The following is a 12,186-nucleotide window of genomic DNA, read 5'->3' on the forward strand; positions in this document are numbered from 1 at the left end:
GATCACACAGCAACGCCCAGCTGTGCGAGGATGAAGGCGAACTCCTCCGCCGTCTCGCGCAGGCCCTCGAACCGCCCCGACTTGCCGCCATGCCCTGCGCCCATGTTGGTCTTGAGCAGCAGCTCGTTGCTGTCGGTCTTCAGCTCGCGCAGCTTTGCGACCCACTTGGCCGGTTCCCAATAAGTCACGCGCGGATCGTTGAGGCCCGCCGTCACCAGCATCGGCGGGTAGTCCTGCGCGGAGACCTGATCATAGGGCGAGTACGAGCGGATCAGCTCGAACGCATCCTTGTCCTCGATCGGGTTGCCCCATTCCGGCCATTCGCCCGGCGTGAGCGGCAGGCTTTCGTCGAGCATGGTCGCCAGCACATCGACAAACGGCACATGCGCCGCCACTGCGCCCCACAGCGCGGGATCCGAATTGATCACCGCGCCCATCAGTTCGCCGCCCGCCGAGCCGCCCGCAATCGCGATCCGGCCCGCCGCGGTGAACCCTTCCGCAATCAGACCCTTCGCCACGTCGACGAAGTCGTGGAACGTATTCGTCCGCTGCTCCAGCTTCCCCGCCTTGTACCAGCGCCGCCCGAGATCATCACCGCCCCGGATATGCGCGATGGCATAGGCAAAGCCGCGGTCTATCAGGCTCAGCCGCGTCGTCGAGAAACCCGGCCCGATGGCAATGCCATAAGCGCCGTAGCCGTAGAGATAGAGGGGGCCGCCTTGTTCCCGGCCCTTGCGCCACACCAGCGAGACCGGCACTGCCGTGCCATCGCGCGCGGTGATCTCCAGCCGCGCCGTCTCATAGAGCGATGCGTCGTAGCCGCTCGGGATTTCCTGCGTCTTCAGCAGCTCCAGCCGCCCTTCGGCCACGTGATAGTCATAGACCGAAGCCGGGCTGGTCATGGACTCGTAGCTCACGCGCAGCTTGTCCATCGCCCATTCCGGATTGTCACCCAGCGAGGCTTCATAGCTCGCTTCCGGAAAGGCAATCGGCTCGATCCGCGCCGGATCATCGTAGTAACGCACCTCGATCCGGTCGAGCCCGCGCACCCGGCCTTCAACCACATAGAAATCGCGGAACAAGTCGAACCCGGTCAGGTAGAAGTCATCCGTCCCCTCGATCAGCGTGGACCATTCGCCGGGATTGCCTAGCGGCGCGGTGGCGAGGCGGAAGTTCTCGTGCGTGTCGTTGGTGTGGATGAACAGCGTCTCGCCCCGCACATCCACATCATACTCGACGCCAGTCTCCCGCGCCTTCACCAGCAGCGGCGCAGCCAGCGGATCGGCAGCAGGCACCAGCCGCACTTCGCTCGTCTCGTGGTCGCCGGTCGCAATCACCAGCCACTCGTCGTTCGCCGAAAGCCCGGCGGAAACGCGGAAGCCCTCGTCGTGCTCATGATAGAGCTCGACATCGCTTTCCACCGGCGTCCCCAGCCAGTGCAGCCGCGCATTGTCCGTCCGCCACTGCGCATTGGCGAGGCTGTAGACCAGCGCCTTGTCGCCCGCTGCCCAGACAAGCGCGGACAGTGTGCCCGGGATCACATCGGGCAGTTCCTCGCCTGTCGCGATCACCTTGATCCGCGCGGTGAAGCGCTCCGAGCCATTGTCATCGACAGCCCAGGCGAGCAGCCGCCCGTCGCTGGAAACCGAAAGCGCGCCGAGCCGGAAGTATTCCTTGCCCTCCGCCAGCGCCACCTCGTCGAGGATCAGCTCGTCCGGCCCTCCGGCGACCGGGCGCCGCCACCACTTCTTGTACTCGGCGCCGTCTTCGTATTCGATCCAGTAGAGCCAGTCGCCGTCCTTCTGTGGCACCGACTTGTCGGCTTCCTTGATCCGCCCGCGCATCTCAGCGAGCAATGTCTCGACAGTCGGCTGCAGCGGCGCCATCCGCGCCTCGAACCACGCGTTTTCCACTTCCAGATGCGCCAGCACCTCGGCGTCCTTCACCTCCGGATAACCGGGATCGCGCAGCCAGTTGTAGGGATCCTCGATCGTCACGCCGTGGTGGGTGAACGTGTGGGGTTTCTTCGCGGCGACCGGAGGCGCTGCAGGGGTGGTGTCCGTCATGCCCCGCATCTATGGTGCTATCCATGAGCCTGCAAGGCAGGCAGCACGCTTCAGGACAGAACGCCATGCTGATGAACACCCATGAGGCCCGCCTCGATGCGCTGCGCAAGGAACTCGCGCGCCAGCAGCTCGACGGCTTTGTTATCCCGATTTCCGATGAGCACATGAGCGAATATGTCGGCGCCTATGCCCAGCGCCTCGCCTGGCTGACCGGCTTCGGCGGTTCGGCCGGCACGGCCGTCGTGTTGAAGGACAAGGCCGCGATCTTCGTTGACGGGCGCTACACGCTGCAGGTGCGCGAACAGGTCGATGGCCGCCTTTATGAATACCAGTCCGTGCCGCAAACGTCGGTCGCCGCCTGGCTGGGTGAAAACGCACCCGAAGGCAGCCGCATCGGCTATGACGCATGGCTTCACGGCAAGGGCTGGGCAGACAGCACCGCCGCCGCACTGAAAGCCCGCAAGGCCTCGCTCGTCGCCGTCGAGCAGAACCCGATCGATGCGATCTGGCAGGACCGCCCCGCGCCCTCCGCCGCCCCCGCGCTGATCCACCCGGATGAGTACGCCGGTGCCTCCGCCCATGAAAAGCGCGCCGAAGTCGCCGCCTGGCTCACTGCGCGTGGGCTCGACGCCGCCGTCATTTCCGCGCTCGATTCGGTCGCGTGGCTGCTCAACATGCGCGGCAGCGACGTGGACTGCACCCCCGTCGCCCTCTCCTTCGTGCTCGCCCACGCAGACGGCACCGCAGACCTCTTCATCGCGCCCGAGAAGGTGACGCCCGAACTCGCCCAGCACCTCGGCAACGCCGTGCGCGTGCAGGACCGGGCCGCCTTCACCCCCGCGCTCGCCGCGCTGGCGGGCAAGAAAGTCGCGGTCGATCCCGAACGCGCGGTCGCCGCGATCTACCAGCAGCTTGCCGCCGCCGGGGCCGAAGCCGTCTCGCTCACCGATCCCACCGTGCTGCCAAAGGCCTGCAAGAACCCGGTCGAACAGGCCGGCCACCGCGCCGCGCAGGCGCGCGATGGCGCCGCGATCACCCGCTTCCTCCACTGGCTTTCCAATACCGCGCCGCAGGGCACCGAAACCGAACTCTCCGCCGCCGCCGCCCTGCGCGCCGAGCGCGAGAAGACCGGCCTCCTGCGCGACCTGTCGTTCGATACGATCTCTGCCGCCGGGCCCAATGGCGCCAGCCCGCACTACAAGGTGGACGAGCACAGCAACCGCCAGATCGAGCCCAACAGCGTCTATCTCGTCGATTCCGGCGGCCAGTACCTCGATGGCACGACCGACATCACCCGCACCGTCTGGATCGGCCCTGATGCCCCTCCGGCGGAGGTCAAGGACCGCTTCACCCGCGTGCTCAAGGGCCATATCGCGCTCGATCTCGCCGTCTTCCCCGAAGGCACCAATGGCAGCCAGCTTGACAGCTTCGCGCGCCAGTTCCTGTGGTCGGCGGGCCTCGACTACGCCCACGGCACCGGCCACGGCGTCGGCAGCTTCCTCAGCGTGCACGAAGGCCCGCAGCGCATCGCCAAGGCGGTGGGCGGGCAGGCCGGCACTGGGCAGGCCCTGCTCCCCGGCATGATCCTCTCGAACGAGCCCGGCTACTACAAGGCCGGCGAATACGGCATCCGCATCGAGAACCTCGTCCTCGTCGAGGAACGTGCGATCCCCGGCGCCGAAGGCAAGTTCATGGGCTTCGAGACGCTGACCTTCGCCCCCATCGACCGCACCTTGGTCGAGCCTGCGCTGCTGCTGCCGCACGAGCGCGACTGGTGGAACAGCTATCACGCGAAAGTCCGCGATCTGCTGGCACCGCAGCTTTCGGGTGCGGACCTCGATTGGCTCGAGGCTGCCTGCGCCCCGTTGTAAGCGTTTTTGTTCGTGTTATGTTCTAGCTATCGCGACTCGCGGAAGAGGAGAAGGACATGATCGGCTACGTCACTTTGGGAACCAACGATCTCGCGCGCGGCGCGGCATTCTATGATGCGCTGGCGGCGGAAATGGGCACCAAGCGCATGTACGAATGGGACGGCGCGATTGCCTGGGGCGAAGCGGACGGCGCGGCCGGGATCGGCCTGATGAAGCCCTACAACGGCGAGCCGGCCACCGTCGGCAACGGCGTGATGGTCGCGCTGGAAGCGAAGGACCCCGCACACGTCGACCGGCTTTATGCCGCCGCGCTCGCCAACGGCGGCACTTGCGAAGGTCGTCCGGGGCCGCGCGGCGAGGGCGGGTTCTATGCCGCCTATTTCCGCGATCCTGATGGCAACAAGCTCAATGCCTTCGTGATGGGGGGCTGACGGCCATGGCGCACCGGCTCGATACGAACCCCATTCATATCGGGCTCGGTGCGCGCGCCGTGCCGCAACCCGCTTTCACCGGAATGGCGTGGTACGCCGATTACGTCACCCGCCACGCCGCTGATGGTGCGGAGGGGCGGCTGGTCAGTGCCTATGATTTCACCGCGAGCTGGGACAGTTGGGAAATGCACCCGGCGGGCGATGAAGTCGTCTTGCTGATGCGCGGCGAGGTGGTGCTTCATCTGGAACATGCCGATGGCACCACAGCTGAAGTCCGGCTTGTGGCGGGCGAATATGAGGTCGTCCCGCCCGGCGCATGGCACACCATGGATCTCGTCTCGGCCGAGGCCAGCGCGCTGTTCATCACGGCAGGCGTGGGCACCGAGCACCGCCCGCGTTGAAACCTGCGCGACAAAGTGCGACAAAACTCTGCGTCGGCGGCATAACCCTGCGACAACCCCGGTCTAGACGGCAGACAGCGGAAAGCCCCCGTTCCGCCCGCAACAAGGACCGAGATTCATGAAAAAGACCACGCTCGCCGCTTCAGCGGCCATAGCCCTTACCGCCGCCACGGCGCTCTATGCTGCCTACCCGGCCTTTGCGCAGTCCGGCCGCGATCCCATGGGCGACAAGGACGTGACCTGGGCCGATGCCAAGGCCAAGATCGACATGATGTGGACGAAGCTGGACGTGAACAAGGATGGTGTGCTCAATGCCGCCGACCGCGAGGCCAAGATGGCCGAGATGTTCGACACGATCGATGCCAACCACGATGGCTCGGTCAGCAAGGCCGAGTTCATGGCGCACCACAAGGCAATGATGGAAGGCGGCTGGAAGGGCCGCGACGGCGCAACAGGCGCCATGCCGCCCCCGCCCCCGGGCGCCGGGATGGGCATGATGATGGGCCGCGGCGCACACATGCTCCATGAAATGGCCGAGAAGGCCGATACCAACCACGACAAGACGATCACCCGCGCCGAGTTCGACGCCGCCGCCAAGGCGCGCTTCGATGCGGCCGATACCAACCACGACGGCAAGCTGACCGCCGCCGAACGCCGCGCCGCGTGGATGTCCATGCGCAAGGAGCACGGCGGCTGGGGCAAGGGCCGCGGCATGCGCGGCCATCACGGCATGGGCGGTGATATGGGCGACATGCCGCCCCCGCCGCCTCCCGGTGCCTGATCCATGGCGGTAACTCCGGCATCCCTTCCTGCCACGACCCGTGTGCTGGTGGTCGATGACGAAGCTGCCCTGCGCGAGCCCCTGTCGGACTATCTGGTCCGGCAGGGGTTTGCCGCGGAGCAGGCCGCCAGCGCGGCCGAAGCCCGCGCGCGCCTCGCCGCGGAAGTCTACGACATCGTCCTCCTCGATATCATGATGCCCGGCGAGGACGGCCTCTCGCTGTGCCGTCACCTTGTCGAGGCACGCCAGCTGCCGGTGATCTTCCTCACCGCGCGCGGCGAATCGACCGACCGCATCGTCGGGCTCGAGATCGGCGCCGACGACTATGTGGTAAAGCCCTTCGATCCGCGCGAGCTCGTTGCCCGCATCCGCTCCGTGCTGCGCCGCGCCGCGCGCGCGCCGGGCGTGGCGGAAAGCGCCGCCGCCGATCAGTTCCACTACACCTTCGAAGGCTGGCGGCTCGATCCGCTGCGCCGCCGCCTGACGGACAGCGAAGGTGCGGTCGTCGCCATCTCTTCCGCCGAGTTCCGCCTGCTCGTCGCCTTCCTCGATCACCCCCGCCAGGTGCTCGACCGCGACCGCCTGCTCGATATGGTGCAGGGCCGCGAGGCGCACTTGTTCGACCGCGCGGTCGACAACCAGATCAGCCGCCTGCGCCGCAAGATCGAGCGCGACAGCCGCAATCCCGAACTGATCCAGACGGTGTGGGGGGGCGGCTACATGCTCGCCGCCGAAGTGCGCAAGGTTCCAGCCGATGGCTGAAGCTCAAGTAAGCTTCAGGTTCTGGCCGCGCAGTCTGCAAGGGCAGATGCTGCTCGCCATCGCGCTCGCGCTGATGGTCGCACAGGGGCTCTCGGCCGCGCTGATGTGGCGCATGCAGCACGAGCGGCACTTCGCCGGCCTCGTCAACTACGCAGCGTTCAGCCTGCTCGGCCGCAACCCGCGCGCGCAGTTCGGCCCGCCCCCGCCCGATGCGCCTCCGCTTCCCAGCGGCGAGGGGCCCGAAATCGGCTTCCGCATGCCGCGCCCGCTGCGCGTGCAGGAAGAAGCGCGCTTCCCCCAACTCGCCGGTGATCGCCGCCGCCCGGAGATCGAACAGGCCCTGCGGCAGGTGCTCGAAGCGCAAGGTGTCGATGCCTCGCGCCTCTACGTGGCCGAGCGCGATCCGGCGCGCGATCCGGCCATCACCGAATGGCTTGCCCACCGCAAGGCGCGCATGGGCCGCCCGTCCGGCGCGCCGCGTCCGCGCCTGATCGTCGCAGCGATCGGCCGCACGGAAGGCACTTGGCTCACCGCGCGCCTGCTCGCCCCGCGCACCGAACGCGCGATGCTGACCACGCTGATCCTGCAGACGCTTTTCATCTACATCGTGCTGGTCGGCGCGGTCGCGCTGATCCTGCGCCGCATCGCGCGGCCGCTGAAGGCGCTCACCGCGCAAGTCGAAGCCTTCGCCCGTTCGCGCGCGCTGGCCGGGCAGCTCGAGCCGGAAGGGCCGGACGACATCCGCCGCCTGATCGTCGCGCACAATGCGATGGAGCGGCGCGTCGGTGCGCTGCTGGATGAGAAGGACGTCATGCTCGGCGCGATCGGCCACGATCTCAAGACGCCGCTCGCCGCGCTGCGTGTCCGCATCGAAGCGGTGGAGGACGATACCGAGCGGGGCCGCATGGCCGCCACCATCGAGGATATCAATCGCTCGCTCGACGATATCCTGAGTCTTGCCCGCGTCGGTCGCCCGTCCGATCCGCTGGAATCGACCGAACTCAGCGCTCTCGTCGCCGATGTCGTCGGCGAATACGAGGACATGGGCGAGGACGTCACGCTGGGCGATGCGACCCGCATCGTCATGCCGCTGCGCGCGACCTGGCTGCGCCGCGCACTGCGCAATCTCGTCTCAAATGCACTGCGCTATGGCATCCGTGCCCGGATCACGCTGCGGCGCGAGGGCGGCGAGGCCGTGCTCACGGTCGAGGACGATGGCCCCGGCATTCCCGAGCACGAGATCGCCCGCATGCTCGAGCCGTTCACCCGGCTCGAAGCCTCGCGCAATTCATCGACCGGCGGCGCGGGCCTAGGCCTCACGCTCGCCCGCGCCATTGCCGATCAGCACGGCGGCTCGCTCACTCTCGCCAACCGGCGGGATGGCGGCGAGACCATGGGCCTCACCGCCACCTTGCGCCTGCCGCTTACTTGAGCTTCGCGATCGCCGCGGTCAGTTCGGCTCCGCGCGCGTCCTTCAGCTTGCCGCAGGCGCGCACGCGTTCGATCGTGCGCTCCAGCTCCAGCGCGCCCGATTTGCCCGCAAACTTCGCGCGCAGCCCGTCAAACTCGTCAGCCTGCGCCACCGAGCAGAAGCCCGAAAGAATCTGCGGCAGCCGCGCGCCGAAGAAGATGCCCGCGCCGCCGTTCAGCAGCTCGTCGAGATGCGCCTTCATCCAGCTGTAGCCCCAGTCGCGCGTCTCGGGCGTGTAGACCACATAGCGCACGAAATTGAGCTTTTCAGACTGGCGCAGGCGCTTGTCCTGAAACTCGTCGAGCAGCCACCTGGCGGTCGCCGTATCACCGCTCGAACCGATCGCGCCGAGCGCTGCGGGGCGGAACAGCGGATCTTCCGAGGCCAGCGCCTTGTCCATCAGCGCCTTCGCGCCATCCAGCTTGTGCGCACCCAGCCACGCGTCGAACGCCGCGCCGAACAGCGCGGGATCGAGCGCGCCCGCATCGCCGCCCAGATAGGCATCGACCGCGCTCGAAAGCTTCGTCCGCAGGGCCGCGTCGCGCGCGGTGCCGGCCAACAGTTCGACCAGCTGGACGCGGCGCTGCTGCTTCTCCGGATCATCCCCGGCATGCGCGCCCGCCTTCGGATCGAGCCCCAGCGCCTTGAGCTGCGGCGCATAGAGCGCATCAACAAAGGCACGGAACTTCGGCTTCGCGCTTTCCGCAATCACACCGCGGTCGGCCATGGCCTGCAGCAGACCCGTGGCATCACCGCTGGCGTAGCTGTCCGGATTGGCCGCCAGCGCGCGCGAACCGGCAATCAGCTGATCGGAGGTCAGCCGCCCGGCGTAGAAGCTGGCATTCATGCTATCCATCACGGCCAGCGCCTCGCCGCCGCTCAGCGCTGGCGTCGCGGCGATGAGCGCGTCCCATTCCTTCGCGGGCAGCTCGAAGCGGTAATAACCGGTGCCGCCCGCGTTGGGCATGATCGGCCCCATGCTCTTCAGCGTCACCGTCGTGGTCTTGCCGGTCATCAGCGTGCACTGGCGCACATCGCTCTGGCGCAGGCACAGCGGGATGCCCCAGGCCGTGTCGGGGCCCTTCATGCCATAGCGCACGAAGCGGCTCTGCGTCACCTTCCAGCTGTGCGGGCCTGAACGTGCCAGCGTTACCAGCGGCACGCCCTGCTGATCGGTGAAGCTCTGCATCGCGGGCAGGATGCGCGGATCGCCCGCCGCTTCGGCCATGGCTTTGAAGAACTCGGCGCTCGTCGCGTTGCCATACTTGTGCGCCGCCATGTAGCCGCGCACGCCATCGCGGAACTTGGTATCGCCCATGAAGGCCGCGATCATCGCGACGACATGGCCGCCCTTGCCATAGGTGATCGTGTCAAAGGCGGCGTCGATCTGGGCGTTCTTCTCGATCGGCTGATGGATCGGCCGGCCCGCGACGAGCGCGTCGATACCCATCGCGCTGAACCCTTCGGCCAGCGCGCCCGCGCCGATGTTGAGATCGGGCCGCCACTCGTTGCCGATGCGGAAGCCCATCCAGTTGGCGAAGCTTTCGTTGAGCCAGATGTCGTCCCACCATGCCGGGGTGACGAGATCGCCGAACCACTGGTGGGCCAACTCGTGCGAAACGACCATGCCGAAGGTGCGCTTCTGCGCGGTCGAGGCCTTGTCATCCATCACGAGAATGCTGTCGGCATAGAGGTCCGCGCCTGCGTTTTCCATGGCGCCCGGCAGGATCGGCGTCGTGATCTGGTCGAGCTTGGGGTAGGGAAAGCTCTGGCCGAAATAGGCCTCGAGGTGCTCGACGATGCCCTTGGTGCCTTCGAGCGCGAAATCGAGCTTGCCGGCATTCTGCCTGGTCGAGACGATGCGGATCGGCAGCGGCGTCGCGCGCTGCGGGGTGGGGGGCACCACGCCTTCCACCGTCACGAACGGGCCGACCATCATCGCCACGAGGTAGCTCGGCAGCGGCAATGTCTGCCCGAAAGTGTGGACGGTCACGCCGCCGGCGGTTTCGGTCTTGATCTCGGGCGCGTTGCTGACAGCCTTGAGGCCCTCGGGCGTGCGCAGGGTGACATTCCACGGCACCTTGAAGCCGGGCTCGTCAAACGAGGGGAAGCTCGCGCGCGCATCGATAGATTCGTGCTGGGTCCAGGAATACCAGTCGTCGCCCACCTTCACGCGGAACATGCCGGCGGGGCCTTCACCGAACGGCGCGTCGTAGTCGAAAGCGAACGTGGTCTTGCCCGCAGGCAGCGGCGCATCGAACGTCAGCAGCGCGACGCCGGTCGGATCGACCTGCCGGAAGGTGCCGGCAACCGGCTGGCCGCCGACCATCGCGGTGACCTTGCCGACCTTCAGATCACGCCCATGCATCCACACGTAGCGCCCGGCCTTCTTCACCTCGACGTCGATCTCGACGTGGCCGGAGAAGCGCTCCTTGGTGGGATCGACGGTGAGATCGAGCCGATAGACCTGCGGCACCACCGCGCCATCGAGCTTGCCTGCGGGCATCACGCCGGCTTCGGCGGGGATCGGAGCTTCGGCAGCCGGCTGCTGGGCCAGCGCGGGGGAAACGAGGAAAGTGCCGGCGAGCAGGGTCGCAGCCAGAAGTGCCGCCTTGGGCATGATCGAACGCATGGAAACCTTTCAGGTCAATCCGGGCAGGCCCGGGATGGAATGCCGCTTGCCTGCCCCGATCCTGTTGCTGTCGCAACCGGATTCGACGAACCGCGCCTCCCCGTCGTTGAACGACGGGGGCCGGAAGCGCCACCGTCCGCGATCACGGATCGGGATTGACCCTAGCGCAGCAGTCCGCCCAGCAATCCGCGAGCGAACCGCCCAAAGGCCGCGCCGCCGATCTGCGTCGCGATCGTGCCGACTATCGCGCTAGCGCCGGACTCGATCGGCGATGCGCGCGACTTCTTGCCGGTGATCTGCGCCGCGATCACCGATCCGGCGGACGCGGCAATCGCGCCGACTGCGGCCTTGCCCGCCTTGCCCCACATCGAGGGCGTCTGCCGTGCCGAAGCCTGCTGGGCGGCCGCGCCCTCGGCTTCGATCTGCTGCGCCGCCGCTGCGGCATCGGCGGCTTTCTGCGCCAGCACTTCCGCTGCGGATTCGCGGTTCACCGCGGCGTCGTACTTCCCGTCGAACGGGCTGACCGACTGGATCACCGCGCGTTCCTTGGGCTCGAGCGGCCCCAGCCGCGAGCGCGGCGGCGCCACCAGCGTGCGCTGCACGATCCCCGGCGCGCCATCGGCATCGAGCGTGGAAACCAGCGCCTCGCCCACCTTGAGTTCGGTAATCACCGTTTCGACATCGAGATCGGGGTTGATGCGGAAGGTCTCAGCCGCCGCGCGGATGGCCTTCTGGTCGCGCGGGGTGAAGGCGCGCAGCGCGTGCTGCACCCGGTTGCCCAACTGCCCGGCGATCTTCTCGGGAATGTCGATCGGATTCTGCGAGACGAAATAGACGCCGACGCCTTTGGAGCGGATCAGGCGCACGACCTGCTCCACCTTGTCGAACAGCGCGGGTGGTGCATCGTCGAACAGCAGGTGCGCCTCGTCGAAGAAGAACACCAGCTTGGGTTTTTCCGGATCGCCCACTTCGGGCAGCGCCTCGAACAGCTCGCTCAGCAGCCACAGCAGGAATGTGGCGTAAAGCTTGGGGCTCTGCATCAGTTTCTCGGCGCTGAGCACGTTGACGTACCCGCGTCCCTGCTCGTCGATCTTGATGAAGTCGTTGATTTCGAACGCCGGTTCGCCAAAGAACCGGTCCGCGCCCTGGCTTTCGAAGGCGAGCAACTGGCGCTGGATCGTGCCGACGCTGGCCTTGGAAACATTGCCGTACTTCCCGGCAAGCTCGCTCGCATTCTCGGCGCAGGCCATCAGCGTGGATTGCAGGTCGGGCAGATCGAGCAGCAGCAGGCCGTTGTCGTCGGCATAGCGGAAGGCGATGTTGAGCACACCTTCCTGCGTGTCGTTGAGGCCCATCAGCCGTGCCAGCAGCAGCGGGCCCATTTCCGAAATCGTCGTGCGGATGGGATGCCCAGCCTCGCCATAAAGGTCCCAGAACACCACCGGATTATCGGCATAAGTAAAGGGATCTATGCCCAGCTCCTTGGCGCGGCTCTCGATCTTGTCGGCATGCTTGAACGTCGGGCTGCCGGGCATCGCGATACCCGCAAGATCGCCCTTCACGTCGGCCAGGAACACCGGCACGCCGCGCGCGGAAAACTGCTCGGCCATGCCCTGAAGGGTGACAGTCTTGCCGGTGCCTGTGGCGCCCGCCACAAGTCCATGCCGGTTCGCGCGGTCCAGCCGCAGCACCTGGCGTTCACCGCTTGCACCAAGACCAATGTAGATGTCGTCCATATGCAGTACTTTCGCGCCTCTGCTGGTTTCGTCCT

9 protein-coding genes are annotated in these 12,186 nt (G+C 67.0%); 6 read left to right on the plus strand and 3 right to left on the minus strand.

Annotated features, from left to right (window positions below):
• Positions 1-2: 2 nt before the first annotated feature.
• On the minus strand, positions 3-2,066 hold the full coding sequence (locus K5Q19_RS00810; protein WP_292939862.1) for a S9 family peptidase: 2,064 nt from the start codon (positions 2,064-2,066) through the stop codon (positions 3-5).
• 71 nt (positions 2,067-2,137) lie between these two features.
• On the opposite strand from K5Q19_RS00810, the gene K5Q19_RS00815 reads away from it, so the two are divergent.
• From K5Q19_RS00815 to K5Q19_RS00840, 6 genes are all read left to right on the plus strand, one after another.
• The gene (locus K5Q19_RS00815; protein WP_292940119.1) at positions 2,138-3,937 is read left to right on the plus strand and encodes an aminopeptidase P family protein; all 1,800 of its coding nucleotides are present in this window, start codon (positions 2,138-2,140) and stop codon (positions 3,935-3,937) included.
• A gap of 56 nt (positions 3,938-3,993) precedes the next feature.
• The gene (locus K5Q19_RS00820; RefSeq protein ID WP_292939865.1) at positions 3,994-4,368 is read left to right on the plus strand and encodes a VOC family protein; all 375 of its coding nucleotides are present in this window, start codon (positions 3,994-3,996) and stop codon (positions 4,366-4,368) included.
• A gap of 5 nt (positions 4,369-4,373) precedes the next feature.
• Entirely contained in the window at positions 4,374-4,769 is a 396-nt protein-coding gene (locus tag K5Q19_RS00825) for a cupin domain-containing protein (protein ID WP_292939867.1), read from the plus strand.
• A 118-nt stretch (positions 4,770-4,887) separates the two neighbouring features.
• Positions 4,888-5,550, plus strand: a complete 663-nt coding sequence (locus K5Q19_RS00830; protein WP_292939870.1) for an EF-hand domain-containing protein — start codon at positions 4,888-4,890, stop codon at positions 5,548-5,550.
• Between the two features lie 3 nt (positions 5,551-5,553).
• Positions 5,554-6,312, plus strand: coding sequence for a response regulator (locus K5Q19_RS00835; RefSeq protein WP_292939873.1), 759 nt, complete (start codon positions 5,554-5,556; stop codon positions 6,310-6,312).
• Positions 6,305-7,744, plus strand: coding sequence for an ATP-binding protein (locus tag K5Q19_RS00840; protein ID WP_292939875.1), 1,440 nt, complete (start codon positions 6,305-6,307; stop codon positions 7,742-7,744). Before K5Q19_RS00835 ends, K5Q19_RS00840 begins: the two co-directional genes overlap by 8 nt.
• Here the strand turns inward: K5Q19_RS00840 and K5Q19_RS00845 are convergent.
• Together K5Q19_RS00845 and K5Q19_RS00850 are read right to left on the minus strand one after the other, a co-directional pair.
• Positions 7,737-10,415 (minus strand): M1 family metallopeptidase, encoded by a 2,679-nt coding sequence (locus K5Q19_RS00845; protein ID WP_292939878.1) that lies wholly within the window; start codon positions 10,413-10,415, stop codon positions 7,737-7,739. The genes K5Q19_RS00840 and K5Q19_RS00845 overlap by 8 nt on opposite strands.
• Positions 10,416-10,576: 161 nt before the next feature.
• Complete coding sequence (locus K5Q19_RS00850) at positions 10,577-12,151, minus strand: helicase HerA-like domain-containing protein (RefSeq protein WP_292939881.1); 1,575 nt, start codon at positions 12,149-12,151, stop codon at positions 10,577-10,579.
• Between the last annotated feature and the right edge of the window lie 35 nt (positions 12,152-12,186).

The sequence above is a fragment of the Novosphingobium sp. genome (genome assembly GCF_019748365.1).
Taxonomy (GTDB): Bacteria; Pseudomonadota; Alphaproteobacteria; order Sphingomonadales; family Sphingomonadaceae; genus Novosphingobium.

Excerpts from the sequence above, each read along its gene's own strand:
- K5Q19_RS00810 (WP_292939862.1), bottom strand. The coding sequence starts at position 2,066 with ATGACGGACACCACCCCTGCAGCGCCTCCGGTCGCCGCGAAGAAACCC.
- K5Q19_RS00815 (WP_292940119.1), top strand. The coding sequence starts at position 2,138 with ATGAACACCCATGAGGCCCGCCTCGATGCGCTGCGCAAGGAACTCGCG.
- K5Q19_RS00820 (WP_292939865.1), top strand. The coding sequence starts at position 3,994 with ATGATCGGCTACGTCACTTTGGGAACCAACGATCTCGCGCGCGGCGCG.
- K5Q19_RS00825 (WP_292939867.1), top strand. The coding sequence starts at position 4,374 with ATGGCGCACCGGCTCGATACGAACCCCATTCATATCGGGCTCGGTGCG.
- K5Q19_RS00830 (WP_292939870.1), top strand. The coding sequence starts at position 4,888 with ATGAAAAAGACCACGCTCGCCGCTTCAGCGGCCATAGCCCTTACCGCC.
- K5Q19_RS00835 (WP_292939873.1), top strand. The coding sequence starts at position 5,554 with ATGGCGGTAACTCCGGCATCCCTTCCTGCCACGACCCGTGTGCTGGTG.
- K5Q19_RS00840 (WP_292939875.1), top strand. The coding sequence starts at position 6,305 with ATGGCTGAAGCTCAAGTAAGCTTCAGGTTCTGGCCGCGCAGTCTGCAA.
- K5Q19_RS00845 (WP_292939878.1), bottom strand. The coding sequence starts at position 10,415 with ATGCGTTCGATCATGCCCAAGGCGGCACTTCTGGCTGCGACCCTGCTC.
- K5Q19_RS00850 (WP_292939881.1), bottom strand. The coding sequence starts at position 12,151 with ATGGACGACATCTACATTGGTCTTGGTGCAAGCGGTGAACGCCAGGTG.